This is a genomic window from Bradyrhizobium sp. AZCC 1719 (assembly GCF_036924525.1).
In the GTDB taxonomy this organism is placed as follows: domain Bacteria; phylum Pseudomonadota; class Alphaproteobacteria; order Rhizobiales; family Xanthobacteraceae; genus Bradyrhizobium.
This window is the reverse complement of sequence record NZ_JAZHRU010000001.1, coordinates 4,117,496-4,141,890: the sequence shown is the minus strand read 5'-3', so window position 1 is coordinate 4,141,890 and position 24,395 is coordinate 4,117,496. Positions and strand designations below refer to the sequence as shown.

Genomic DNA, 24,395 nt, shown 5'->3' with positions numbered 1-24,395 from the left:
GACGGAGCATCACCGTGTCGTTCTCCAAGAGCATCGCGCTCGCCGCCTTCCTACTGATCGGGTCGCTCGTCAATGCGACCGCCCAAAAATCGCTTCCCGAGGCTATTGCAGCTCCCGGTGAAATCGCCGTTCTCACGCTGCATGCCGAAGGCGCGCAGGTCTATGAATGCAAGACCGGCGCCGATGGCACACTGGGCTGGGTGTTTCGCGAGCCGATCGCGACGCTTTTCCTGGACGGCAAGACGGTCGGCCGGCATTATGCCGGACCGACCTGGGAATACAGCGACGGCAGCGCGGTGGTCAGCCAGGTCGTCGGCACCGCCCCGGGGCAAGTCGCCATGGACATCCCCTGGCTGAAGCTCGGCGTGACTTCGCGGCGCGGCAACGGGGTTCTCAGTCCGGTGACGACAGTGCAGCGGATCAACACGGTGGGTGGAAGGGCCAATGGCGCCTGCTACAAGGCAGGATCGTATGAAAGCGTCCCCTACTCGGCGGACTATGTGTTCCTCCGCAAGGGCTGACCCGGGATGCCGATGGAGCGATTGATGGAATGCGTCCCATTCCATCAATACCGCGGGCGGCAGGCGCGCTAACCCATCGCCACCTTGTCGCCTCTGTGCTCGCGTTGGTCGAGCCACATCGTGCCGAGCGCAAACGCCAGCCAGCCGAAATTGTAGACAAAGCCAACCATCAGAACGATCCAACCGGGAATCGGTCCAACCGCGGCGCGATCGACAAATTCCGCCAGGCTTGCCGCGGGGGTCGGATGAATCGCGATCTTGCCGTAATAGGCAACCACCTGGACGGCGATAATCCAGACATAGTTGCGACGCAGCCGCCGTCCCGCCGCGCGGACAAATGAAATGTGGTGGCGGGGCGCGGTGTAGTCGTGGCCGAGTATCACCTGCCAGCTATCGTCGCGGACTTCACCGGTGAATATCGGCGCGTAGAAATTCGTCTCCATCCACCGGGCTCGGGCGCGCCAGACATTGAAGTAGCGATAACGTCGCGCCTCCATGCCGAGAAACACGGCAATGAGCAGGCCAACGAGCAGCAATGGCAGCGGTGAAGCTTCCGGGCTCGAAAAGGTCGTCGACAAGGCGATGCCCATGGTGACGATCGCCCAGTTGGTCGTGTTGTCGAGCCGCGTTCTCCAGATCGTCGAACGGTAGACTTCGCCGCGGTAGAGATGAGCGATCGCACCCATTTCAGCGGAATTGAAGGTGTGTTGGTGGTGGGTTTCGCTGGAAGCCGTAACAGACATGGCGGGACTCCGGTTGTCCGAACCGCAGATCACCGGCGCTGACCTGGAGAGTCCATGTCATACACCGACGAACCTATCCGGTATAACGACCTGGCAACTATGCGCGCGCTGACACCGAATTGCCAGTGAGCGACTGGAGAGCCTGCTGTCGCGAATTTTCCCCTGGCGGCCGGATCATCCACCTCAGCGGAGAGAGACCGTCGTAGTCCCGGAGAAGCCAAGCACCCGGGCCGCGCCAGCGGAAAGGTCTATGCACCGTCCCTTCACGAACGGACCACGATCAGTTATCCGCACTGTGACGCTTCGCCCGCTGGAATGTGAGGTGACTGTGACATGGGAGCCGAATGGTCTGGCGCGATGCGCCGCAGTCATCGCATTTGGATTCATCCGCTCCCCCGATGCGGTTCGGCCACCGTTGTAGCCGTAGCGAGAAGCAATGCAGGTTTCGGCAAATACAGGCGCAGATAGACAGCTAAGCGCCAAGGCGGCGCATACCGGGCGGATCATCGTCAGCCTTCCAGGACCGAGGCTCAATTGGCCAACTGCCAACTTTTCGCGGGCCTCTGAGTTCCAGCAAGCGCGTCAGAATGACGAAAGCGGCGCAGCATCACTGCTGTTCGGCGCCCTACCTCGTGGCCCCAAGATACGTCGTCCATACGGCGCTGGCCAAGGTCTGTGATGTCTTGCGAGCGCACACTTTTTCGACTTCGGCAACGATCGACGAGACGTTGATTCTGGGCTGTGTTTGGCCACTCGCCGCGGCGACGTAATTAAGTCCGGTCCAGAAACCGTGAATCCAGACAGTCCCCTCCAACACGTGCTCTTCCTTGGATCGCCAATGAGCGCAACTCATGCTTCCTGCACCGATCATCTCGACCGAAACCTTGGCGTCCTGCGCTGTCGCCACGCAGACCGAAGCGCCAAAGATGATCGACGCAAAGAGCGATGGCTTTATCATCCACCGGATCATCCTGGCACCTCTCGAACGCCAAGGTCGACTGTTGCGTAAGTCCAGCGATCGGGCTGTTTGCCGGAATGCTGTGCCAAATTGGCCAATCAGCCATTGCTATCGCCAGCTACAATGCTGGCGATCGCCAAGACGTTCCGGCTTACCTGCGCCTCACGCCCCCGCCATCGCCTGCTCGATCGCCGACAGCGCCGCATTTGCCTTGGCGCCGTCGGGCCCGCCGGCCTGCGCCATGTCGGGCCGGCCACCGCCGCCCTTGCCGCCGAGCGCTTCCGAACCCTTGCGCACCAGCTCCACCGCGTTGAATCGCGCCGTGAGATCGGCGGTGACGCCGACGACGATGCCGGCCTTGCCGTCCTCGGTGACGCCGACGATCGCGACCACGCCGGAGCCGATCTGCTTCTTGCCGTCGTCGACCAGGCTCTTGAGATCCTTGGTCTCGACGCCTTCGACCGCGCGGGCCAGCAGCTTGACGCCGCCGGCTTCGCGCACGCCGCCCGCTGCCGCGCCGTTGCCGGCGCCACCGCCCATCGCGAGCTTCTTGCGCGCATCCGAAAGATCGCGCTCGAGCTTCTTGCGTTCTTCCATCAGCGCTGCGATGCGCGAGGGCATGTCGTCGACGCTGGTGCGCAACTCGAACGCCGCCGTCTTCGCAATTGCCATCGTATCGTTGGCGTGCTTGCGGGCGTGACGTCCGGTCAACGCCTCGATGCGCCGTACCCCTGAGGCCACCGCGCTTTCGCCGGTCACCGAGATCAGTCCGATGTCGCCGGTACGGCGCACATGGGTGCCGCCGCACAGTTCGACCGACCAGCCGAGCGCGTTCTGGCCGTGGGCGCGGGCTTGCTTGCCCATCGACACCACGCGAACCTCGTCGCCGTATTTCTCGCCGAACAGGGCGCGCGCGCCGGCCTCGCGGGCGTCGTCGACCGCCATCAGCCGTGTCGTCACCTCGTCGTTTTCGAGCACCACCTCGTTGGCGATGTCCTCGACACGGGCAAGTTCTTCGGCCGTGATCGGCTTCGGATGCACGAAGTCGAAGCGCAGACGATCGGGCGCCACCAGCGAGCCGCGCTGGGCGATGTGATCGCCGAGTACCTGGCGCAGCGCCTCATGCAGCAGATGCGTCGCGGAGTGATGCGCACGGATCGACGACCGGCGCGCATGATCGACCTCGAGCTGCAGCGCGGTGCCTACTTTCAGCGTGCCCTGCTCCACCGTGCCCAGGTGCACGAACAGATCGCCCGCCTTCTTCTGCGTGTCGGTAACGCGGAACGTGACGCCCTCGCCCGTCAGCAGGCCGGTGTCGCCGACCTGGCCGCCTGACTCCGCATAGAACGGCGTCTGGTTCAGTACGATCGCGCCGGTCTCGCCGGCCTTCAGGCTGGCGGCATCCTTGCCGTTCTTCACCAGCGCCGTCACCACGCCCTCGGCGCTTTCGGTGTCGTAGCCGAGGAATTCGGTGGCGCCGAGCTTTTCGCGCAACGGAAACCAGATGGCCTCGCTGGCACTATCGCCCGAGCCGGCCCACGATGCGCGCGCCTTCACGCGCTGCCGCTCCATCGCATCCGAAAACGCCGCCTGATCGACGCTGATGCCGCGCGATTTCAGCGCGTCCTGCGTCAGGTCGAGCGGGAAGCCGTAGGTATCGTACAGCGTGAACGCGGTATCGCCGTCGAACATGTCGCCCTTCTTCAGGCCGGCGCTCTTCTCGTCGAGGATCGCTAGCCCCCGCTCCAGCGTCTTGCGGAAGCGGGTCTCTTCGAGCCGCAGCGTTTCCTCGATCAGCGTTTCGGCGCGCACCAGATCCGGATAGGCCTGGCCCATCTCGCGCACGAGCGCCCACACCAGACGATGCATCAGCGGCTCGCGCGCGCCGAGGAGCTGCGCGTGGCGCATCGCGCGGCGCATGATCCGGCGCAGCACATAGCCGCGGCCTTCGTTCGACGGCAGCACGCCGTCGGCGACGAGGAAGGCTGACGAGCGCAGGTGGTCCGCGATGACCCGGAACGACGCGACGTTCTTCTCGTCCGGTCCATGCCCGAGCGCCGAAGCGGCGGCGTCGATCAAGTGACGGAAAAGATCGGTCTCGAAGACGCTGTCGACGCCCTGCAGGATGCAGGCCATGCGCTCCAGCCCCATGCCGGTGTCGATCGAGGGACGCGGCAGCGCGACGCGCTCGTCCTTCGTCACCTGCTCGAATTGCATAAAGACCAGGTTCCAGAATTCGAGGAAGCGATCGCCGTCCTCTTCCGGGCTGCCCGGAGGCCCGCCCCAGATATGCTCGCCGCGGTCGATGAATATCTCGGAGCACGGACCGCACGGGCCGGTATCTCCCATCGCCCAGAAATTGTCCGAGGTCGCGATCCGGATGATGCGGTCGTCCGAGAAGCCGGCGATGTTCTTCCAGTGGCGCGCCGCCTCCTCGTCGTCGTGGTAGACGGTGACGAGCAGCTTGTCCTTCTTCAGCCCGAACTCCTTGGTGATCAGGTTCCAGGCGAGCTCGATCGCACGCTCCTTGAAATAGTCGCCGAACGAGAAATTGCCGAGCATCTCAAAGAAGGTGAGATGCCGCGCGGTGTAGCCGACATTGTCCAGGTCGTTGTGCTTGCCGCCGGCGCGCACGCATTTCTGCGAGGTGGTGGCGCGCTGGTAAGCGCGCTTCTCGACGCCGGTGAAGACGTTCTTGAACTGCACCATGCCGGCATTGGTGAACATCAAGGTCGGATCGTTGCGCGGCACGAGCGGCGACGACGGCACGATCTCGTGACCGTTCTCCGCAAAGAAGTCCAAAAATTTCGACCTGATCTCGTTGACGCCGCTCATGTTCATCCAATCGGAAAAAAGGGCCGGAATGGGCCGCAACCAGCCTTTAACCTCGGCGCATGATCCGCCAAAGTGTTAAGCGGTTTGGCGAAAAGATCATGCGCCCAATTTTATGGTTTTGGAGCGCGGCCGGACGCAAAACCGGGAGCCACTTTTGCTGGCCGCGCTCCCCGGAACGCTTTTAGACAAGGCGGCCTGCGGTGTCCAGAAACTGTGCAGGCGGATCATAGGCTTGCCGCAGCACACAAGATGGGCACGCAAGTCCCGTTGATAATGCTGCGGCTGCGTTGACAGGCTTGGCAGGGCTGTGTTTCCCTCTTATCTGTAAGACGTCACGTCGGGAGAGATCGGCTTAAGCGCCGGCGCCGAAGGAGCAACCGCCCCGGAAACTCTCAGGCAAACGGACCGCGTGACGAAATAGCATCTGGAAAGAGACGCCGGGCAACACGCGCCCAGGGCGTCCGCCGACGGGATAATACTCTCAGGCACAGCGACAGATGGGGCTTTCTTTGGGTTTTTGGAGACTGGTCTCCGGAACCCATGAGGGCCTTGACGATGCTGGCAAGCGACAAATCCTCCCTCAAACGCACCCCGTTGCACGCGCTCCATGTGGCGCGCGGCGGCAAGATGGTTCCGTTCGCGGGCTACGAGATGCCGGTGCAATTCCCGGCCGGGGTGTTGAAGGAACATCTGCATACGCGAAGCGCCGCCGGCCTGTTCGACGTCTCTCACATGGGCCAGCTTGCGCTGCGGGCAAAATCCGGCCGGGTCGAAGACGCGGCGCTGGCGCTGGAGCGGCTGGTGCCGCAGGACATCTTGGCGGTTGCGCCGGGACGGCAGCGCTACGCCCAGTTCACCAATAGCGACGGCGGCATTCTCGACGATCTGATGGTGGCGAATTTCGGCGACCACCTGTTTCTGGTCGTCAACGCCGCCTGCAAGGCCGAGGACGAGGCGCATCTGCGCGCGCATCTCTCCGAGACCTGCATCATCGATTCGCTAACCGGTCGCGGCCTGATCGCTTTGCAAGGACCGAAGGCGGAATCGGCGCTGGCGAAACTTGGTGCAGACGTCACCGCCATGCGGTTCATGGATACCGGGCCGCGCAAGGTCGCCGGCTTCGACTGCTTCGTCTCGCGCTCCGGCTATACCGGCGAGGACGGCTTTGAGATCTCGGTGCCGGCCGAACAGGCCGAGGCGCTGGTGACGCTACTCCTGGACAATCCGGACGTGCTGCCGATCGGCTTGGGCGCGCGCGACAGCCTGCGGCTGGAAGCCGGGCTCTGCCTCTACGGCCACGACCTCGACACCACGACGACGCCGGTCGAGGGCGCGCTGGAATGGTCAGTGCAAAAAAACCGCCGCAGCGGCGGCGCCCGCGCCGGCGGTTTTCCGGGCGCAGAAAAAATCCTCGCACAGTTTGAAAAAGGCGCATCGCGCCGCCGCGTCGGCTTGCGCGCGCAAGGCCGCGCGCCGGTGCGCGAAGGTGCGCTGCTATTCGCAGATAGCGCTTCCAGCGAGCCGGTCGGCAAGGTCACCTCGGGCGGATTTGGTCCGAGCCTCAATGCGCCGGTTGCGATGGGCTATCTGCCGACCGCGCTCGCCGCAAACGGCACGCAGGTTTTCGCCGAAGTGCGCGGCCAGCGCCTGCCGCTGCAGGTCGCCGCCATGCCCTTCGTTCCCAACACCTACAAACGCTGAACTTGCCAACGCCAAAGGGAAATTTTCATGACGACGCTGTTCACATCCGACCACGAATGGCTCCGCATCGAGGGCGATGTCGCCACCATCGGCGTCACCGACTATGCGCAATCGCAGCTCGGCGACGTCGTGTTCGTCGAATTGCCGAAAGTCGGCCGCGCCCTGAAGAAGGCCGAAGCCGCCGCCGTCGTGGAGTCGGTGAAAGCCGCTTCCGACGTCTACGCGCCGATCTCGGGCGAAGTGATCGAGGTCAACGAGGCGCTCGCCGCCGAACCCGCGCTGGTGAATTCCGACGCCGGCGGCAAGGCCTGGTTCTTCAAGCTGAAGATTGCGGACAAAAGCGAACTCGGCGGCCTGATGGATGAGGCCGCCTACAAGGCCCACACGGCCTAAGGAAGGACGTCATGAACGCGCCGCTCAAGACCACCGCCGCAGCCGCCACCGACTTCGTGCGCCGGCATATCGGCCCCTCGCCCCGCGACATCAGTGTGATGCTGGAGAGCGTCGGCGCGAACAGCCTCACCGAGCTGATCGGCCAGACGCTGCCCTCCTCGATCCGGCAGAAGAAGCCGCTCGATCTCGGTTCAGCGTTGAGCGAAACCGAGGCGCTTTCGCACATGCGCGAGCTGGCCGCGCAGAACCAGGTGTTCACCTCGCTGATCGGCCAAGGCTATTCCGGCACGATTTTGCCCACGGTGATCCAGCGCAATATTTTGGAGAACCCGGCTTGGTACACCGCCTATACGCCGTATCAGCCGGAAATCAGCCAGGGGCGGCTGGAAGCGCTGTTCAACTTCCAGACCATGATCTGCGACCTCACCGGCCTAGATGTGGCCAACGCTTCGCTGCTCGATGAAGGTACCGCCGCGGCGGAAGCGATGGCGCTGGCCGAGCGCGCCTCGCAAGTGAAAACAAAATCGTTCTTCGTCGATGCGGAAGTGCATCCGCAGACGCTCGCCGTGCTGCGCACCCGTGCCGAGCCGCTGGGCTGGAATCTGATCGTCGGCGATCCCGTCAGCGATCTCGAAGGCGCCGATGTCTTTGGTGGCCTGCTGCAATATCCGGGAACGACGGGCGCGGTGCGCGACCTGCGGCCGGCGATCTCGGCGTTGCGTGCGAAGGGCGCGCTCGCCGTTGTCGCGGCCGATCTGCTGGCGCTGACGCTGATCGCCTCCCCCGGCGAGCTTGGCGCTGACATCGCCATCGGCTCGGCGCAGCGGTTCGGCGTGCCTATGGGCTATGGCGGTCCGCACGCGGCCTACATGTCAGTGCGCGACGCGCTGAAACGCTCGCTGCCCGGCCGCATCGTCGGGCTGTCGGTGGATTCGCGGGGGCAGCCAGCCTATCGGCTGGCGCTGCAGACCCGCGAGCAGCATATCCGCCGCGAGAAGGCGACCTCCAACATCTGCACCGCGCAGGTGCTGCTGGCGGTGATCGCCTCGATGTACGCGGTCTATCACGGCCCCGAGGGGCTGACGCATATCGCGCGCACGGTGCACCGCCGCGCGGTGGTGCTGGCGGCGGGACTGGCCAAGCTCGGCTATGCGTCGGCGTCGCCGGCGTTCTTCGACACCATCACCGTCGCGGCTGGCGCGAAGCAGAGTGAAATCATTGCCCGCGCGCTCGCCGAGAAGATCAACCTGCGCATCGGTGACGGCACGCTCGGCATTGCCGTCGACGAAACGACCACGCCTGCGATCGTCGAAGCGGTGTGGCGCGCCTTCGGCGGCACGCTGTCCTATGCGGATGTCGAGCTGGGCGCGCGCGAAACGTTGCCCGCCGAACTGAAGCGCGACAGCGCCTTCCTCGTCCATCCCGTGTTCCACACGCACCGCTCCGAGACCGAGCTGCTGCGCTACATGCGCAAGCTCGGCGATCGCGACCTCGCGCTCGACCGCGCCATGATCCCGCTCGGCTCCTGCACCATGAAGCTGAACGCGACCACGGAAATGATCCCGCTGACCTGGCCCGAATTCGGCTCGCTCCATCCGTTCGCGCCGCGCGAGCAAGCCGCCGGCTATCACGCGCTATTTGCGCGGCTGGAAAAATGGCTGTGCGACATCACCGGCTATGACGCGATCTCCCTGCAGCCGAATTCCGGCGCGCAGGGCGAATATGCCGGGCTGCTCGCGATCCGCGCCTATCATGCCGCGCGTGGCGAGCCGCACCGCAAGGTGTGCCTGATCCCCTCTTCCGCGCACGGCACCAATCCGGCCTCGGCCCACATGGCCGGCATGGAAGTGGTGGTGACCGCCTGCGACGCGCGCGGCGACGTCGACGTCGACGATCTCCGCGCCAAGGCGGAGAAGCATTCCAAAAATCTCGCCGCCGTGATGATCACCTATCCCTCGACGCATGGCGTGTTCGAGGAGCACATCACGGAGATCTGCGACATCGTGCACAGCCATGGCGGCCAGGTCTATCTCGACGGCGCCAACATGAACGCGCAGGTCGGTCTCTCCCGCCCCGGCGATTACGGCGCCGACGTCTCGCATCTCAATCTGCACAAGACCTTCTGCATCCCGCATGGCGGCGGCGGCCCGGGCATGGGCCCGATCGGCGTAAGAGCGCATCTTGCGCCCTATCTGCCCGGCCATCCCTCAACCGACGGCGCGGTGCCGCATCCCATCGGCCCGGTATCGGCGGCGCCGTTCGGCTCGGCGTCGATCCTGACGATTTCCTACATCTATATCCTGATGATGGCTGGCGAAGGCCTGACGCGCGCCACTGAAATGGCGATCCTCAACGCCAACTACATCGCCAGCCGCCTCGATCCGCATTTCCCGGTGCTCTACAAGAATGCCAAGGGACGCATCGCGCATGAATGCATCGTCGATCCACGGCCGCTGAAGACGACGAGCGGCGTCACCGTCGATGACATCGCAAAGCGCCTGATCGACTACGGCTTCCACGCGCCGACCATGAGTTTTCCGGTGCCGGGCACGCTGATGATCGAGCCGACCGAATCGGAATCGAAGGCGGAGCTGGATCGGTTCTGCGACGCCATGATCGCGATCCGAAGCGAGATCACGGAGATCGAGATCGGCCGCTGGAAGGTCGAAGCCTCGCCCTTGCGCCACGCCCCGCACACCACCGTGCACGACATTGTCGATGATGCATGGAACCGCCCCTATAGTCGCGCCACGGGTTGTTTCCCCGATGGCATCTCGCGCACCGACAAATATTGGAGCCCGGTCGGTCGAGTCGACAACGTCTATGGCGACCGCAATCTGGTGTGCTCGTGCCCGCCGGTTGAGGATTACGCGCAAGCTGCGGAGTAGCTTTGTAGGGTGGGTGGAGCGATAGCGAAACCCATCATCGTGCCGCCCTGCGGTGATAGACGCGATGGGTTTCGCGGAGTTTATCATCGGGCGGGCCAAAGGCCGAACCCGGTGGCTCTACCCATCCTTGCTACAGTCGTGCCGCTACGGCGCGACCAGTGCCGGATTCCAGCGCCAGAGGTTATCGTTGGTCAGGTGCGTGCCACCCCACCAGCGGTCGATCGGGTTGTGCCGGCTGAAGTCTTCCTTGTGGGCGAGAACAGCCCTGCCGAATTGGGTCAGCGAGAGCTCGCTTCGCAGGTAAGCCGTGTGCCGGTCCCGCAAATTTTCGCGGTCGAGCGTGCGCAGTTGCTCGTCCAGGCCCGCCACGGCCGGTCGCGGGCCATGCGCAAGCCCATCCAGCAAATAGCCGTATTCCCACTCGCCGAAGATGCGCGTTTGCCGCAGTTGGTAGAGATGGAAGAGCGCATTCGTCAGCGAGTATCCCCGCCCGATCAGCTCGAGCATCCGCATTTCCGAGGCGCCAAGGCCTGTCGAACTTGGCAATTCTTCGAGCAGATCGATCAAAACGGGTTTGAGAAGCGGCAAGGCACTCAAATCCTTGCTGAGCAAATCGAAGCAAGCTTCCGGTGTGGGCGATCGCCAAGCCTGCCAAGCGGCGCTCGCCGTCGCCAATTCCTTTTCCGTAACCTGAACGGCCGGCGGATCCCACCGGCCAAATTTGTCAAGCGCTCTCATCTCCAGATCGACAAGACGCAGCTTCAACCTGCCAACGGTTTGCGGATAAGAGCGGAAATAATCGAGCAGCCAGATCAATTTCAGCTGCGCTTTCGGCCGCACGTCAAACCATAGTTCGACGGCTTCATAGTGCTGGCAGAATTCGGCCAGGCTGAGATCCCGGTGCTTCCTGCTTTTGCTGTGTTTCCACTGGCTACCGCCCCAGTCCGACCAGTGTGTGGCTCTGTCGAGGCTGTGGCTATCAGTGCGGGGACCGAGGTGGGCTGCGAGTTCATCCGGCGAGGGCTGCGGTCCCCAGATGAAGTCGAAAAATGCTAAATCCAGTGCGAGATCAGCGAAGTCATTCTTTAGAAAGTCCGGCAACAGCCAGCCGGTCAGGATCAGAGGCTTCATTGCTCGCTCCGACAATACAGACAAAACAAAACGGGCACTGAGGACGTCGGCAACTCAACGTCCGCAGCACCCGTCGTCACGTTTCAGGCCTTAACCCCTGAAGCGTTTCTCAAAACTTATTCGTCGTCCGCCGGCTCCTCGCCATCGGCGTCGCGCTCGGCGGGACCGGCCAAAATCTGCTCGGCGATCAGGCCGGAGTTCTGGCGGATCGCCATCTCGATCTTGGCGACCATGTCGGGGTTGGCCTTGAGGAAGGCCTTTGCGTTCTCGCGACCCTGGCCCAGCCGCTGGCTGTCATAGGAGAACCAGGCGCCGGATTTTTCGACGATGCCGGCCTTGACGCCAAGGTCGAGGATCTCGCCCATCTTGGAGACGCCCTCGCCATACATGATGTCGAATTCGACCTGCTTGAAGGGCGGCGCCAGCTTGTTCTTCACCACCTTGACACGGGTGGTGTTGCCGACGACTTCGTCGCGTTCCTTGATCGCGCCGATGCGGCGGATGTCGAGGCGGACGGAGGCGTAAAATTTCAGCGCGTTGCCGCCGGTGGTGGTTTCCGGCGAGCCGTACATCACGCCGATCTTCATGCGGATCTGGTTGATGAAGATCACCATGGTGTTGGACTTGTTGATCGAGGCGGTGAGCTTGCGCAGCGCCTGGCTCATCAGCCGCGCCTGCAACCCCGGCAGCGCATCGCCCATCTCGCCCTCGAGTTCGGCCTTCGGCACCAAGGCCGCCACCGAATCGACCACCAGCACATCGATCGCGCCGGAGCGCACCAGCGTGTCGCAGATTTCCAGCGCCTGTTCGCCGGTGTCGGGCTGTGAGATCAGGAGTTCGTCGATGTTGACGCCGAGCTTGCGCGCGTAGACCGGATCGAGCGCGTGTTCGGCGTCGATGAAGGCGCAGATGCCGCCCTTCTTCTGTCCCTCGGCCACCGTGTGCAACGCCAGCGTGGTCTTGCCCGACGATTCCGGCCCGTAGATTTCAACCACCCGTCCCTTCGGCAGCCCGCCGACGCCGAGCGCGATGTCGAGCCCGAGCGAGCCCGAGGACACCGTCTCGACGTCCATCGAGCGATCGTTCTTGCCCAGCTTCATCACCGAGCCCTTGCCGAACTGGCGCTCGATCTGGGAGAGCGCGGCGGACAGGGCCTTGGTCTTATCCATGGAGGATCCTTCAACGATACGCAGGGCAGTGGCGGACATAATACGTGCTCCTTATGGCGGGGATTCGCGAGCGGGACAAACGGCGGTGAGCGGCTTTTGGGATTCGATTTCGTCTAGGAATCTTTGTACCATCTTTGTTCTATGTTCGCAATATGTTCTTTTCGCCGCAGGGGTACTGCCCGTATTTAAGCCCCAGTGTCCTAAGTTGATTTGGCGAGTGTCCTAATTCGCCACTCCGGGCGACGGGATGGAAACCTTGAGCAAGGTCAAGGAAATTATTCCGCTGCGAACATAGCAAGAATTTAATTCGACTCCCGGCCCAAAAGGGAATCTAGTTCCCTCACCGGAACTAGCCGGGTCTTGCGTCGGTTTGGGGGCGGGACAATGCCAATCAATCGGTTGTTGAAAGACGGCCAACACACGCCGGAGCAAATCGAGCTTTTGAACAGTGCCTTCAATCACGCCCTAAACTTGCTGAGCGTGGCTGACCGTAACGACCCCCTTTGCGAGATGGTGGCTCGCACCGTTATCGAGGTCAGCGCGACCGGCACTAGGAAGCCTCGCAAGATCGCGGAAGTAGCCGTGGCGCTGATCGGCCTAAGGTAAGGCCGCCTCAGTTGGCGGCCTCTTCATTAGAGAGCTTCCAGAGCTAGACGCGGGAGTAGCGGGCCGCCTCCAGTTGGTGGCCTCTTTCGTTACAGACCCTTACCTGTGTCCTCTTCTCCAAAGTCAAAGCTCGTCTGGGTTGGGCCGCTATATCGTTTGTAATTACGATCTAGCTTATCTTTGCAGTCATGCCAGCTAGAGCCAAGCCGCATCGTTGCGACAACAGCGCCTAAGTGCTCGCGCAGCTTCGAATTAGGATAGCACCAACGGCAACGGGACCGGGACCGAACGCGCGATTGAAGGAGCCGCCTCTGTTGGCGACTTCTTCCCCAAAAGGGCCTCGCCCAAATTGAAAGGGCCGCCTTTCGGCGGCCCCCAGCCGGTACAAATTGGTTCGGGATGAAAAGCAGCCCCGGCGACATCAAGCATAGTGTTTTCCACACGCACTTTTGGAGTCCGTAACATCACGGTGTTTCCGATACCGAACTCAGGAATATCCGACCCGGCTCCCGGTGCGTCCTGACGAGGATGGCACCCCCGCTCCGCGCCTTCGCCGCCCGGACAGCCCCCAACTACGCAAACATACGGAGGTGACCCGGCACCCAGCCTCTGCATATCTCTCGCCAATGACGGGCCGACATATCCTTTTCACATGCCCACGGCTGGGCGCGAAGGTGCAGCATTGGCTTCCGGCGACCGCGCCGGAGGACGAGCCCAATTCGTATGTGTCCGTCGTCTGCCTCGCCTGCACCCGGCTTCACTTCATCCATAAGGAAACCGGGAAGCTTTTGGGCGAGGACACCGCGCCCACTGCCTCGTGAGGTTGCCGCCTTCGACGCCCTGCCCCAACCAGTCCGAACGCACGATCCGCGTGAGCGCACCCGACTTAAGTATAGTTTTGCACTTTTCCCCGGAACGGATTTCGCCGCAGTGCGTAATTGCAGCGGGTGCGGCAGGGTAGTGACGGGTAGTAATGGGGAACCAGTATTGTGCCGGGCAAGAAATACCTCACGGAACAAGCGGCAACCTTTCTCAAATTTGCAATGGCCACCACGGATCCGGAGATCGCCGCGGGCTTTCTCGACAAGGCCGCCGACCTTCGGGCCAGAAGTGAAGAGGCGCCCGACGCCAGCCCCCGGGCGCCCGATGTAGAGCAGCCGGAAGGCTAGCTCTCGCGATGAGGCCGCCGAACCGGCGGCCTCATCGTTATCCGACCTGTAAATCGGGACGTGGTGACGTCGCCTACAATTTTAAAACGTGCTTGCGGCTTCATCTGAACCGTCCTTCAAGGCGCTGCAGGCTATGCCCAGCGGCATGCAGATACAAACGACCGCCCCCGTGACCGTCCTCACCTGCGAACCCATCCTGCCGACGCTTCAACACCATGGCGCCCATCTCCTCACGTGGCTGTTGAACCTCAGCCGCACGCCGGAGCCCTCAAGGCCGCCGCAGCCCGTCCGGCCGGACGCGCCGTCGAGAACCCATATTCCGCCACGGCAGCCTCATCCGTCGCGGCAGGGATAGGAAGAAAGCCGGCTACCGGGCGGCCGCGCCCGTGCAAATCGCCGGGCAAATTTGTCTCGGGCGCGTTGAACCTTTTTCATATCGCCCCCGACAAAATTCTTGCCTGGGACATTGCATCACTCGGGGAATAGGCCTGCGCCGCCAAGCGACCATACTCCGCTTGCGCGGCGCAGTGCTTTTTGCGCGCCGCGGAAATTAGGCTGGGCAAGGGAATTCGGTCACGCCCATGGGGTTGAAGCCCCGGGAGCGGATTTCGGCCGTGCGCGTCGCGGCAAAGGCATTGCCCTCGGCAGGAACAATTGCAATTTTAAGTCAGAGGTCCGGTTTGAAGCGGTCGGGAGCCGCAGCGGGATTTCCATATGATCCACAAGGGCGTCGAATACACCGTGACGGCGGTCGCTCCGGGCATCTGGAAATGGCAATTCCGTATCGGCGACAGGGTTGTCACGGGCAAGACCGAAGCCAGGCTCAATCTGCTTGCCATCCGGCGGGTCCAGCTTCGGATTGATCGGGAGCTGAAAAAAGCCGAACGGAAGTAATTCCGCTCGGCGGCCGCTTCCACGGGCCTTCCAGCCGGAGAAGTTTCTCTGCAACTACATCAGGTTAGACCTGAGCGATAACCCGGCCTATATGCCCGGCAACGTGCTTGGGCCCGTAAAAACCCGGGGTTGATCTTTCCATACGCGAGGAATCCACTCCCGGCGGATGGGGGATCTCAGGGCCAGCGGCGGCCCATTTTACATTTGGTCAACTTGCCATGCCGATCTTCTTCTTCACCGTTCGACATGGCGAAGATGCGTGCGTCAGCAATGACGGCGCGGAATTTGCCGATCACAACGCCGCGTGGAAGGAAATGACCGGGGTTTGCGGCGACATGATCGCGGACGTTTCCCGCAAGCTGCCCGAAAACACCGAGTGGCAGATGGAACTGCTGGATGAATCCAAAAAGCCGGTATTCCGGATTCGCCTGGTGGCCGAGACGCTGCAGGATCCTGATTAAACGGACGGCAAATTAGTCAGGCGTGGGCCTTCCGGGAAGCGGCATCGGGTTCACCTGGCGGCGCCACGCCGTTGCGCAGCTCCCGGGCGGAGACGAAGCGGACGCCGACCAATTCGCCCCTGCGCCAGATCAGCGTGCATACCCGCCGCACCTCGCCGCCTGCGGTGAGAGAAAGGCCGAACACCTTGGGAACCGCGAGGTCGCCCACATCCAGGCAGGCGCCGTTCTCCGAAATGTCGAGGACGTAGCACTCGATCCATGGCGCATCCGGCGCCGGAATCAGGAATCCCGGCTTGCGCAAGTCGACCCGAACGAACTTGCGGGCACCAAGGTCTTTGCGGTCTCTCGCCATGATTTCTCCTGTCGGGTCGTCCTGTCGCAGTCTGCGTCATTCCGGGGCTCGCGAAGCGAGAACCGGAATCCATTGAACCGCATAGGCCGGGGTGAAATGGATTCCGGGCTCGTGCTCCGCACGCCCCGGAATGACGGAGAAAGCAACGGCCGTCCGCCCCTCTCGCCCGCGTCCGTCCGTAGAGCTAGGCGGAATACCTCAATACCGGGTTATCGGAATCCGGCAAAAATCGGAGAGTCGATGTTAATTTCGGCGCGAGGTGGAACCGCGTCGCCTAATCCGCGCTGGCAAGCCGGCGCATGGTGAATTCGATGTCGCCGCCGGGCAGCTCGCGCCAGCTCTCGACCGAGCTCATATAGGCTGCCTTGGGATAGCGGTTGAGGAAGTCGCGCGCCCTCAACCTCGCTTGGTCGCGCGGCAAAGTAAACGTCTCGCGCAGGTAGCCGTCGCCCAGCTTGCGCCGGCCGGCCATCCGGCTCGCGAGATCGCGCGGACGAAAGACCATGTCGTAACTCCAGACACGATGACGACAGGTCAAATATAGGGGTAGCGGCGAACGAATCCTACCCGCCGCTTTGGCAGGGAAGCTACTGGCTGGTGCTGCCGGTCTTGTTCTTCTTGGCGGGCGCCGCGGCCTTGGGCGCCTCGGTGCTACGCATGGTGCCCCAGGGATCGGAAGAGGTCTTGGCGTCGGGAATCTTCCGCAAGGAATCCTTGTAAGCCTTCTCCTTGATCGCTTCCTGCTCCCTTTCCTCCGGCGATTTGGACTGGAGTTCCGGTATCAGGTTGATATTCGGGGTCTGCGCGTGGGCCGGCACCATCAACAACACCACCATCGCGGCCGCGCTCAGCATTCTCATGACGCTCTCCTCTGGATGCTTTCAGCGTTTCGGCAAAGATACCACCGACGCAACCGCCAAGCCAAGCACGCGCGGGCCTCGCCTTTGGTTCGACGCCTAGCTTGCGGGATTTCGGCGCTTGCGCCCAATTGCTTTGCCGATCGCGCCGTATTCGTCGCCCACCGCCGCTGTCCCCTCGCCGCAATGACCACTACAATGCGCCGACAACAAGATCGGACGAGGAAACGGAACGTTCATGCAACAACAGCCACAAGCGGGAGAATTCGGCATTGCGGAAGCAACGCGCGTGCTCGGCGAGGTATTTGCGCCATGGGTGATGGATCTCAACCTGTCGATCGAGCGCTTTGACTCAGCTCCGCCCGGCGATGCCGCCGACTGGCAGCCGGGCGCGATCCTGCGCCTGCCGTTCTCGGAGCGGCTGTGCCGCAATGGCGGCACGGTCTCGGGCCAGGCGCTGATGGCATTCGCCGACACCGCGATGGTGATCGCCAACCTCGCCGCCAACCGCGGCTACCGCGCAATGACGACGGTCGACCAGACCACGCATTTCATGCGCGCGGTCTCTGCCTCCGACGTACTGGCCGATGCGCGCGTGGTCCGCCTCGGGCGCACCATGAGTTTTGGTCGCGTCACGCTGCTTTCCGCTACCGACAACAAGCCCGTGGCGATGGTCTCGAGCGCGTTCGCGATGCTGTAGCGCCGTAGGGTGGGCAAATGCGCCCTTGCGCCGTGCCCACCATCTATCATCGAGCACGCTTCCCGATGGTGGGCACGCTTGCGCTTTGCCCACCCTACAAACTGCGAACTGATTTGCCACGCACCCAAGCGAAATTTCAATGCGCGGCTGCGACCAATTGACACGACGGCAAATCACTTCTGATTTTCCGAAATCGTGTCAAGCCCGGGAATCAAAAATATTCCGCTTAACGCGAGAGGCAAATCAGCGGCATAACTCCGACCGTCTCACCCATTGAGGGGCGCTCGCGATCGTCACGACCGTGCGGTGAGATGCGATGGACGACGATGGCGCGCTAGACGTACGCGCCGGAAGCGTACGGCGAAGTCGTGTGGTTCGGGCGCCGCGGTGCTGGCGTTAAGCTGCGTGAAACTATTTGCGCAGCGACGGAGGCAAAAGAGCCGTTCTCCGGGAAGAGCACGAAGTAAGCCGTAAAGCCATTGCGCAGGGAAGGCCGGAGTGTTTCCGCTGTACCTGTATGCTCGTGTGCGTTTCCTTTATGCGCAACGGCACACGAGACCGCGGGTGCAGCCAGCACCCGGTCTTCCCTGCGCCCTCTCAACGAGAGGGCGGGAAGTTATCAGGCAAAGCTCGGACAGCTTATGTCGCGAGATCGCAAACGCACATTCAATTGTCGTCACCCGCCAACGGGTCGCGCGAATGCGCGCCCGATGACAGGCTCCGGCGGGTGACCCAGTATTCCAGAGACAGCAGTGATTGAATCGAGAGGCCGCGGCGTACTGGTTCCCCGCATTCGCGGGGATGACAGTAGTGTGTGCGTCGCTTCCTCCGCGTCATTGCATTGCGAGCGAAGCGACTTGTCCGCCGAAGCTCAACGAGCGAAGGCGGAAGCAATCCATGCATCCGTTATGCCGCGAGATGGATTGCTTCGCTTCTCGCAATGACGTGGAAAGGCCGCGGCGTACTGGATCGTCCGGTCAAGGCCGGACGATGACAGGAGAGGATGCATTTACTCACGCCCTACCCACCCTGCTCCGCCGCCAGCGCCACAGCACGATCGCCACCACCACGATCACCAAGCCAACCGCAATCGCCCCGCTCATAAATCGCCCACCGGGCCGGTCGATGGTGCGCGACCACAGCGAGGGCGCCTCGCCCGGCCGCGCCAGGCGGAACGCCACCACGCTGTCGCCGATCGTAGTGCCCGACTCGGAATGACCGCCGGCGCCGATCGCGACATATTGCTCGCCCTTCCAGATGTACGTCATTGGATTGGCAACGCCCGGCACCGGCAGCCGGCCCTGCCACAGCTCCCGCCCCGATCGGGCGTCGAAGGCGCGCAAATAGGCATCCATCGCGCCGGTGAAGATGAGGCCGCCGGCGGTGATTGCGACGCCGCTGATGAGCGGCGTGCCGAAGGGAAAAGCGATGCCGAGCGGCGCACGATCTTCCGTGGTGCCTACCCTCGATCGCCAGAGAATCTTCCCCGCCTTCAGATCGACCGCGACCATCTCGCCCCAAGGCGGCCTGTTGCACAACAGCCCCAGCGGCGACAGTGCAACGGCGCGGGTCATCGCAAACGGCGTGCCGTGTTGCCGTCCGAAGTCGTGACCGGGCGGCGGGCTAAAGCCATCGGCCATAGCGGCACGTGGAAGCAATTTGATAATGTGAATTGCCCGCGTCGTATTGGCGTAAAGGATCTGGTTGACCGGATCGAACGCGGCGCCGCCCCAGTTCACGCCGCCGCCGGTCATTGGAAACACCACGGTGCCCTGCGTGGACGGCGGCGTGTAGAGGCCTTCGTTGCGGGCAGAGGCAACCTGCGCGCGGCAGGCCCCGCTGTCCAAGAACGGAATCAGGCCGAACACGTCGTCGGCCGAGATCTGTTGTGGCAGCAGCGCCGGCACGTGGGTCGGGAACGGCTGCGTCGGCGAGAGCTGCTCGCCTTCGGCGCCGCCCTGCGGCACCGCGCGTTCCTCCACCGGCCACACCGGCTCGCCGGTATCGCGGTCGAGCACGAACACAAAGCCTTGTTTGGTGGGCTGGATCACGACGTCGCGCTCGCCCTCGCCGGTATCGATGCGCGCCAATGTCGGCTGCGCCGGCAGGTCGTAATCCCAGACATCGTGATGCACGGTCTGAAACGACCAGACCCGTTCGCCGGTTTCGGCGCGCAGCGCCACCACCGAATTGGCGTAGTCGTTGTTGCCGGGCCGCTTGCCGCCCCAGAAATCCGGGCTCGGCGAGGACGTCGGCAAGAATACCAGGCCGCGCTCCTCGTCCACCGACATCGGCGCCCAGACATTGGCGTGGCCGGCAATCACGCCATCATGCACCAGCGGATCGAAGCTCCAGCGCGGTTGCCCGGTCCGCGCATCGAAAGCGCGCACCGTGCCTGGCGGCGCGTCGACGCGGCGATTATCTGCAATTGCAGAGCCGACGATGACGGTGTCGCTGATAATGACGGGCGCCGACGTGATCTGGAATTCGCCGGGCCACTCCAATGGACCGAGTGCGAACTTGATCTCGCCATTGTTGCCGAAATCGGCGCAGGGGACGCCGGTCCTGGCGTCGAGCGCGATCAGGCGCACGTCGTTGGTGCCCATGAATATCCGTGCGCGACAGGCGGCATTTTCAGCGGCGCGCTCGTCGAGCCAATAGGCGACACCACGGCAAGTGTAGCGGTTGGCCGGGCGTTGCGCGGTCGAGATGTCAGGATCGTACCGCCACTTCGGCACGCCGCTGCCGGGGTCGAGCGCGATGACCTCGTTGAAGGGCGAGCAGAAGATCAGGCTGTCCTCGACAAGCAGCGGGGTGGCCTGAAACTTGGTCCGCTTCATCGCCTCGACCGGCCTGCGATCGAGATCGCCGGTACGAAACTCCCAGGCGCGGACGAGATTGCCGACATTGTCGGGCGTGATCTGCTTGAGCGGCGAAAACCGCGATCCGCCGCGATCGCCGCCCCAATGCTCCCAGGCGGAAGCAGGAAGCGGATTAGCCGCACAGAAGATGGCAACGACGAAAGCGAACAGACAAACCGGATTTCGCATCCTGCCCCCGCAAGCGCAACCCACGCTTGCGGGATCGATTACCCTATTGGCACTTCAGTATCTACCCCGGCCGCCATGGTCGCCATAGTTGCCGCCGCGGCCGCCGCCAAACCCGCCGAGACCGATCCCGATGCCGATGCTGACCGGCGGCGGCGGTGGCGGCTGCTCGTAGACGACGCGCGGCGGCGGACGGCGAACGACCACGACGTCGTCGTCCGGCTCACGCACGCGCCGCGGCGGCTTGCGATCGACCCGCTTCGGCGGATCGGGCTCGACGCGCCGGACCGGCGCATTGACCTTGATCGGCTGCTGCGGCGGCTGGACGTTGCAGGGGCACATCGGCGCGGCGAGCGCGACGTTCTGCGGCACGGCTGCGTTGGCGGCCGAAACAGCCGGCGTGAAGTCGGGACGGTTGCGCAGCCGTTCCTCCAGCTTGCGCGCGGTCGCGGACAGATCGCTGTCGGGGAATCGGGTCAGGAACGAGCGATATCCGGACGCAGTATTGATCAGCACGGCGTTATTCCACGCCACCATGCGCCGGTGACGGACCAGCCAGTCCCGCGCCAGTCGCCCGAGCGAGGTTTGCGGGTAGAGGCCGGCGAAGGCCTCATAGGCTTCATCGGTACCGTCAGCCACGATCAACTCGTTCGCCGCCTCGACCGGCTTGCCTTTCAGATCGCGCGTCCATTCGGCAACCGTCTTCTTCGGAGCTGCGGCAGGCTTGGGTCCGGCGACCGACGCGCCGGAAAAGCGGAAATCCTCGGTCAGCGAAGAGCTGTCCCACGGCGTCTGCCGCCCTTCGGTGACCTTGTTCACCGCAAGCCGCACCCGCTTGAAGGTCTCCTCGATCGGAATCCCCTGCTCCTTGCCGGCCGCGAGCAGCGCGGTCGTATACGGGCTGTTGGAGCCCGAGCCGTCTTCCGCGACCGCGCCGGGCGAAGTCGAGAACGAGAGGAACGTGCCGGGCGAGCCGACCTTGGCGTCGACCAGCGCAAGGCCGCTGCCGGCGGTCTTGAGATCGGGGAACGGATTGTTGCGGCAGGCATCGAGCATCAGGATGCGCATCCTGCTCGGCACCGATGTCAACGTGTTCAGGATGTCGTTGAGGCGCACCGCCTGGATCGGAATGTCGGCTTCCCGCTTGGGATCGATATCGACCGGGACCAGAAAATTCTCGCCGTCGATCTGCAGCCCATGGCCGGCGTAAAACACCAGGGCGACCGTATCGGCGCCTTTCGCGGCCACCTTGCCGGCGAATTCGCTGACCACCTCCCGCATTTGATTCTGCGAAAGATCGGCCGCGGTCGAAACCTCGAAGCCGGAATCGGTCAGCAATTGCGTGACCGCCTTGGCGTCATTGGCCGGATTGGGCAGCGCGGGCACCGAACGATAGGCCGATTGGCCGATCACCAGTGCGAGGCGACTTTCGGCGGAGGCCGAATGGGCGCCCAGCAGAACCGCCGCAGGAATCATCAGCTTGAGCAGCGCGTGACGGAACATGATGGCACCTCCCGGCAATGCAGGCTTCGGATTGGTCACGGCCTCGAAGCCAAAGGTTCAAGCCGGCCGCGCCCTGTGAGAGGTGATGGCGGCCCCATTCGACGGCGACCTTGTCGCAGGCCCAGAATCCCGCGCAGTGATCCAAATCACAGTCGCGAGATCGTTATGTGCACGGCAATCCCCTGTCCGAAATGGCGCCGCCGGGGTAAAACAACCTCCGATGCGGCGGATCGTGATTCACATAGCGCTGGTAGCGGGCGCAGCGCTGACGCTTGCGGGTTGCGGTTTTGCCGACGTCCGCGCGCCGGTGCCCGACTTCATGCGCGGCAAGGCGCCCGACCCGCCCGTGCTGGGGACGCCGCCGGACGTCAAGCTGCTGCTGCGGCAAAAACTGGATTCGGTGTTCGTGGCGGCCTCGCAACCAACCCAGGTCCGCGTCTCCGAGCCGCGCCCCAACCTCCGCGGACCGGGCTGGACCGCCTGCGTCAAGGCCGAAGTGGTTTCGGTGACCGGCAAGCCGCTGGGCACGCAGACCTATCGGATCGAAATATCCGACGGCGCGATCGCCGATCGCCAAAAGGTCGAAGCCGAGGATACCTGCGCGACCGAGAGCTACGAGCCGGTCTAGCCCTACAAACACCGCGTCGTCGCCCGCACCGGACAGAGCTTCAGCGCGCTGGTCAGCGAGAACAGTACGCGCGCGCCGTGGGTGGGGTTGTCAGGCGCGCGATAGCTGAGCGGCGCGGCGGCGCCGAGGTCGGCTTGCAGGCCTTCCTTGAGGAAGAAGCGAACGCCGCCGCCGGCCGAGGTCAGCGAGAGGCCGTCGCTGAGCTGGTAGCCGTCATTCCAGGCCACGCCGCTGTCGACGAAGCCGTAGAGCTGGTAGCCGCTCAGATATTGCAGGTTCGTCTTCTGGTCGAAGCGCAGTTCGACCGTACCAGCAACACCGTTGTCGCCGCTGATCTCGGCGCTGCCATAGCCGCGGCCAAACGCAATGCCGCCGAGATAGAATTGTTGCGACACGAACAGCGGGCCGGACGCGGCCTGGCCGGCAGCGGCGAGCTTCACCGACCATGCGTCCGACAGCTTCTGATAGCGCGTGAACCAGAAATTCAGCGCGGAGAATGTGCCGGACGCGCCGACACGCGACAGATAGTCATCGCCACGGTGCGAGGCACCGAGAATTTCGAGGCCCTGGCGATAGTTCACCGTCAGATAATTGGTGCCGCCGAAATGGTCCTGCAGGCGGTAGTCCGACGTGAGGCTCACGGTGCGGATGCGATCGGCGTAGATCGGGCCGAACACATCGTTTTCGGTGGCGTTGGTGAATCCGGCAGCCGCGGTCAGCGTCAGGCTGGACTTCTGCGATTGCAGCGGAGCAATGCTGCCGCGAATTTCGAACGACTCGGTCTTGATGTTGTCGTTGTAAAGACGGCGGTAGTCACCGGGCCAGACTTCGCTGTAGTAACCCGACGCACCAATGCGGGCGCCATCGCTGCCGACAGGCACTTCGTAGGACAGGCGGCCGAACGCGAGCTGCCTCGGATCGCCGGGCGTGGTCGAAAGGTTGAACACCAGCGAATCGCCGGGTGCGAGATAGGAATTGAACGCCGCCGTCCCGTAGCTCTGCCACGGTCCGACCGACGACGATCCGAGATTGTCGATGCCGAACGAGGTGAAGACGTGCCAGGTTTTCACGGAGACGATCAGGCGGAAATGGCCGGTTGTCGTGCCGATCTCATCGATCGCGGTGTCCATGATCCGCACGCCGGGGCGGCCGTTGATCAGCAGCAATTGCCGTTCCAGCGTTGCAAGCCGCGAGGGCCGTTCGGCCAACACGGCATCGAGCATCGGCCGGACGCCGAATTCGTCGGCGCCGTCCCCCTTCAGCGTCAGCTCCGTGATGCTGCCTTCGACGACCTGAATGCGAAGCTCGCCGCTCTGGATATCCTGCGGCGGGATGATCGCCCGGCTGAGGTGAAAGCCGGCGGCGCGATAGATTTCGCTGACCGCGCTGGCGATCGCCGCCAGATCGGCCTGCGACACCCTTTTTCCGATGTAGGGTTGATATGCCGTCACCAGCCGGTCCTGCGGTATCGCAACGGCGCCGCTGATCGAGACGCGCCGAAGCAGGAACAACGGCTTGGTGTCTCCCTGCCCCTCCGGCCCGGCGAATCGCGGCGACGGCAATCGGGGCCGCCCGTTCGCGCCCTGGCTGGATTGCTGGTCCTCGAAACGTTTTTCGGTCTGCCGCGGATCGTAACCAGACTGATGCGCTTGCTGCGCGTGCGCCGGCAAACAGAGGAGCGAAGTCCACAGCCCGACGCCAACCATCACCGCGCGGGATAAAGCTGAACAGGCCCGCCGCCGTAATTCTACGGATATGGAACAAAGATCGTCGGCGGAACGGCTAGCCATCTGATTTTTAATAGAAAATCATGGTCAACGAATGGTTAATAAGTCCCTC

21 protein-coding genes and 2 riboswitches are annotated in these 24,395 nt (G+C 63.4%); of the genes, 9 read left to right on the top strand and 12 right to left on the bottom strand.

All coding sequences use genetic code 11. The features are described 5' to 3' along the window. Positions 1–53 precede the first annotated feature (53 nt). Positions 54–521 carry a DUF3455 domain-containing protein gene (locus V1292_RS19375; RefSeq protein WP_442895621.1) on the top strand — a complete coding sequence of 156 codons (468 nt, stop codon included), beginning with the start codon at positions 54–56 and terminating at the stop codon, positions 519–521. Between the two features lie 68 nt (positions 522–589). On the opposite strand, the gene V1292_RS19370 is transcribed toward V1292_RS19375, so the two are convergent. The 4 genes from V1292_RS19370 to alaS all read right to left on the bottom strand — a co-directional run bounded on the left by V1292_RS19370 (position 590) and on the right by alaS (position 5,057). Further along, positions 590–1,264, bottom strand: a complete 675-nt coding sequence (locus V1292_RS19370) for a DUF2270 domain-containing protein (protein ID WP_334374302.1) — start codon at positions 1,262–1,264, stop codon at positions 590–592. A gap of 183 nt (positions 1,265–1,447) precedes the next feature. Then, positions 1,448–1,771 carry a septal ring lytic transglycosylase RlpA family protein gene (locus V1292_RS19365; protein WP_334374301.1) on the bottom strand — a complete coding sequence of 108 codons (324 nt, stop codon included), beginning with the start codon at positions 1,769–1,771 and terminating at the stop codon, positions 1,448–1,450. A 118-nt stretch (positions 1,772–1,889) separates the two neighbouring features. Next, positions 1,890–2,222 carry a hypothetical protein gene (locus tag V1292_RS19360; RefSeq protein ID WP_334374300.1) on the bottom strand — a complete coding sequence of 111 codons (333 nt, stop codon included), beginning with the start codon at positions 2,220–2,222 and terminating at the stop codon, positions 1,890–1,892. A 162-nt stretch (positions 2,223–2,384) separates the two neighbouring features. Continuing rightward, positions 2,385–5,057: an alanine--tRNA ligase gene (alaS, locus tag V1292_RS19355; RefSeq protein WP_334374299.1), complete on the bottom strand. Its 2,673-nt coding sequence runs from the start codon at positions 5,055–5,057 to the stop codon at positions 2,385–2,387. Positions 5,058–5,384: 327 nt separating this feature from the next. After that, positions 5,385–5,475, top strand: a riboswitch (glycine riboswitch). Positions 5,476–5,478: 3 nt separating this feature from the next. Continuing rightward, positions 5,479–5,557: riboswitch (glycine riboswitch) on the top strand. A 55-nt stretch (positions 5,558–5,612) separates the two neighbouring features. Here alaS and gcvT point away from each other — a divergent pair. Genes gcvT through gcvP form a run of 3 tightly spaced genes read left to right on the top strand, consistent with a single transcriptional unit; the run spans position 5,613 to position 10,039 of the window. Then, on the top strand, positions 5,613–6,758 hold the full coding sequence (gcvT, locus tag V1292_RS19350) for a glycine cleavage system aminomethyltransferase GcvT (RefSeq protein ID WP_334377095.1): 1,146 nt from the start codon (positions 5,613–5,615) through the stop codon (positions 6,756–6,758). A gap of 27 nt (positions 6,759–6,785) precedes the next feature. Further along, a complete protein-coding gene (gene gcvH, locus V1292_RS19345; protein WP_065728594.1) occupies positions 6,786–7,151 on the top strand; it encodes a glycine cleavage system protein GcvH in 366 nt (121 codons plus the stop codon). Positions 7,152–7,162: 11 nt separating this feature from the next. Continuing rightward, positions 7,163–10,039 carry an aminomethyl-transferring glycine dehydrogenase gene (gcvP, locus tag V1292_RS19340; protein ID WP_334374298.1) on the top strand — a complete coding sequence of 959 codons (2,877 nt, stop codon included), beginning with the start codon at positions 7,163–7,165 and terminating at the stop codon, positions 10,037–10,039. 144 nt (positions 10,040–10,183) lie between these two features. Here the strand turns inward: gcvP and V1292_RS19335 are convergent, their stop codons facing one another. Continuing rightward, on the bottom strand, positions 10,184–11,170 hold the full coding sequence (locus V1292_RS19335) for a hypothetical protein (protein WP_334374297.1): 987 nt from the start codon (positions 11,168–11,170) through the stop codon (positions 10,184–10,186). Positions 11,171–11,286: 116 nt separating this feature from the next. Beyond that, positions 11,287–12,378 (bottom strand): recombinase RecA, encoded by a 1,092-nt coding sequence (gene recA / locus V1292_RS19330; RefSeq protein WP_028350014.1) that lies wholly within the window; start codon positions 12,376–12,378, stop codon positions 11,287–11,289. 1,556 nt (positions 12,379–13,934) lie between these two features. Between recA and V1292_RS19325 the strand changes: the two genes are divergently transcribed. From V1292_RS19325 to V1292_RS19315, 3 genes are all read left to right on the top strand, one after another. Then, entirely contained in the window at positions 13,935–14,114 is a 180-nt protein-coding gene (locus V1292_RS19325; protein WP_156434032.1) for a hypothetical protein, read from the top strand. 714 nt (positions 14,115–14,828) lie between these two features. Next, positions 14,829–15,008 (top strand): hypothetical protein, encoded by a 180-nt coding sequence (locus tag V1292_RS19320; RefSeq protein ID WP_065747894.1) that lies wholly within the window; start codon positions 14,829–14,831, stop codon positions 15,006–15,008. Between the two features lie 218 nt (positions 15,009–15,226). Then, the gene (locus tag V1292_RS19315) at positions 15,227–15,469 is read left to right on the top strand and encodes a DUF6894 family protein (protein WP_334374296.1); all 243 of its coding nucleotides are present in this window, start codon (positions 15,227–15,229) and stop codon (positions 15,467–15,469) included. Positions 15,470–15,485: 16 nt separating this feature from the next. Here the strand turns inward: V1292_RS19315 and V1292_RS19310 are convergent, their stop codons facing one another. From V1292_RS19310 to V1292_RS19300, 3 genes are all read right to left on the bottom strand, one after another. Beyond that, entirely contained in the window at positions 15,486–15,821 is a 336-nt protein-coding gene (locus tag V1292_RS19310; RefSeq protein WP_334374295.1) for a PilZ domain-containing protein, read from the bottom strand. A 274-nt stretch (positions 15,822–16,095) separates the two neighbouring features. Next, positions 16,096–16,326, bottom strand: a complete 231-nt coding sequence (locus V1292_RS19305) for a hypothetical protein (protein ID WP_334374294.1) — start codon at positions 16,324–16,326, stop codon at positions 16,096–16,098. An 82-nt stretch (positions 16,327–16,408) separates the two neighbouring features. Beyond that, complete coding sequence (locus tag V1292_RS19300; protein ID WP_334374293.1) at positions 16,409–16,681, bottom strand: hypothetical protein; 273 nt, start codon at positions 16,679–16,681, stop codon at positions 16,409–16,411. Positions 16,682–16,916: 235 nt separating this feature from the next. Here V1292_RS19300 and V1292_RS19295 point away from each other — a divergent pair, with 235 nt between their 5' ends. After that, positions 16,917–17,378, top strand: a complete 462-nt coding sequence (locus V1292_RS19295) for a PaaI family thioesterase (RefSeq protein WP_213285844.1) — start codon at positions 16,917–16,919, stop codon at positions 17,376–17,378. Positions 17,379–18,391: 1,013 nt separating this feature from the next. Here the strand turns inward: V1292_RS19295 and V1292_RS19290 are convergent. After that, on the bottom strand, positions 18,392–20,428 hold the full coding sequence (locus tag V1292_RS19290; RefSeq protein ID WP_334374292.1) for a pyrroloquinoline quinone-dependent dehydrogenase: 2,037 nt from the start codon (positions 20,426–20,428) through the stop codon (positions 18,392–18,394). A gap of 54 nt (positions 20,429–20,482) precedes the next feature. Next, positions 20,483–21,928 carry a caspase family protein gene (locus V1292_RS19285; protein WP_334374291.1) on the bottom strand — a complete coding sequence of 482 codons (1,446 nt, stop codon included), beginning with the start codon at positions 21,926–21,928 and terminating at the stop codon, positions 20,483–20,485. 220 nt (positions 21,929–22,148) lie between these two features. Here V1292_RS19285 and V1292_RS19280 point away from each other — a divergent pair, with 220 nt between their 5' ends. Further along, a complete protein-coding gene (locus V1292_RS19280; protein WP_334374290.1) occupies positions 22,149–22,556 on the top strand; it encodes a hypothetical protein in 408 nt (135 codons plus the stop codon). A 2-nt stretch (positions 22,557–22,558) separates the two neighbouring features. Here V1292_RS19280 and V1292_RS19275 read toward each other — a convergent pair whose 3' ends face one another. Next, on the bottom strand, positions 22,559–24,262 hold the full coding sequence (locus V1292_RS19275) for a ShlB/FhaC/HecB family hemolysin secretion/activation protein (protein WP_334374289.1): 1,704 nt from the start codon (positions 24,260–24,262) through the stop codon (positions 22,559–22,561). Positions 24,263–24,395 lie beyond the last annotated feature (133 nt).

What these genes read in the sequence shown, in the direction of transcription:
- V1292_RS19370 (WP_334374302.1), bottom strand. Translation starts at nt 1,264, where the DNA reads ATGTCTGTTACGGCTTCCAGCGAAACCCACCACCAACACACCTTCAAT.
- V1292_RS19365 (WP_334374301.1), bottom strand. Translation starts at nt 1,771, where the DNA reads ATGATCCGCCCGGTATGCGCCGCCTTGGCGCTTAGCTGTCTATCTGCG.
- V1292_RS19360 (WP_334374300.1), bottom strand. Translation starts at nt 2,222, where the DNA reads ATGATAAAGCCATCGCTCTTTGCGTCGATCATCTTTGGCGCTTCGGTC.
- alaS (WP_334374299.1), bottom strand. Translation starts at nt 5,057, where the DNA reads ATGAGCGGCGTCAACGAGATCAGGTCGAAATTTTTGGACTTCTTTGCG.
- gcvT (WP_334377095.1), top strand. Translation starts at nt 5,613, where the DNA reads ATGCTGGCAAGCGACAAATCCTCCCTCAAACGCACCCCGTTGCACGCG.
- gcvH (WP_065728594.1), top strand. Translation starts at nt 6,786, where the DNA reads ATGACGACGCTGTTCACATCCGACCACGAATGGCTCCGCATCGAGGGC.
- gcvP (WP_334374298.1), top strand. Translation starts at nt 7,163, where the DNA reads ATGAACGCGCCGCTCAAGACCACCGCCGCAGCCGCCACCGACTTCGTG.
- V1292_RS19335 (WP_334374297.1), bottom strand. Translation starts at nt 11,170, where the DNA reads ATGAAGCCTCTGATCCTGACCGGCTGGCTGTTGCCGGACTTTCTAAAG.
- recA (WP_028350014.1), bottom strand. Translation starts at nt 12,378, where the DNA reads ATGTCCGCCACTGCCCTGCGTATCGTTGAAGGATCCTCCATGGATAAG.
- V1292_RS19320 (WP_065747894.1), top strand. Translation starts at nt 14,829, where the DNA reads ATGATCCACAAGGGCGTCGAATACACCGTGACGGCGGTCGCTCCGGGC.
- V1292_RS19315 (WP_334374296.1), top strand. Translation starts at nt 15,227, where the DNA reads ATGCCGATCTTCTTCTTCACCGTTCGACATGGCGAAGATGCGTGCGTC.
- V1292_RS19310 (WP_334374295.1), bottom strand. Translation starts at nt 15,821, where the DNA reads ATGGCGAGAGACCGCAAAGACCTTGGTGCCCGCAAGTTCGTTCGGGTC.
- V1292_RS19305 (WP_334374294.1), bottom strand. Translation starts at nt 16,326, where the DNA reads ATGGTCTTTCGTCCGCGCGATCTCGCGAGCCGGATGGCCGGCCGGCGC.
- V1292_RS19300 (WP_334374293.1), bottom strand. Translation starts at nt 16,681, where the DNA reads ATGAGAATGCTGAGCGCGGCCGCGATGGTGGTGTTGTTGATGGTGCCG.
- V1292_RS19295 (WP_213285844.1), top strand. Translation starts at nt 16,917, where the DNA reads ATGCAACAACAGCCACAAGCGGGAGAATTCGGCATTGCGGAAGCAACG.
- V1292_RS19290 (WP_334374292.1), bottom strand. Translation starts at nt 20,428, where the DNA reads ATGCGAAATCCGGTTTGTCTGTTCGCTTTCGTCGTTGCCATCTTCTGT.
- V1292_RS19285 (WP_334374291.1), bottom strand. Translation starts at nt 21,928, where the DNA reads ATGTTCCGTCACGCGCTGCTCAAGCTGATGATTCCTGCGGCGGTTCTG.
- V1292_RS19280 (WP_334374290.1), top strand. Translation starts at nt 22,149, where the DNA reads ATGCGGCGGATCGTGATTCACATAGCGCTGGTAGCGGGCGCAGCGCTG.
- V1292_RS19275 (WP_334374289.1), bottom strand. Translation starts at nt 24,262, where the DNA reads ATGGTTGGCGTCGGGCTGTGGACTTCGCTCCTCTGTTTGCCGGCGCAC.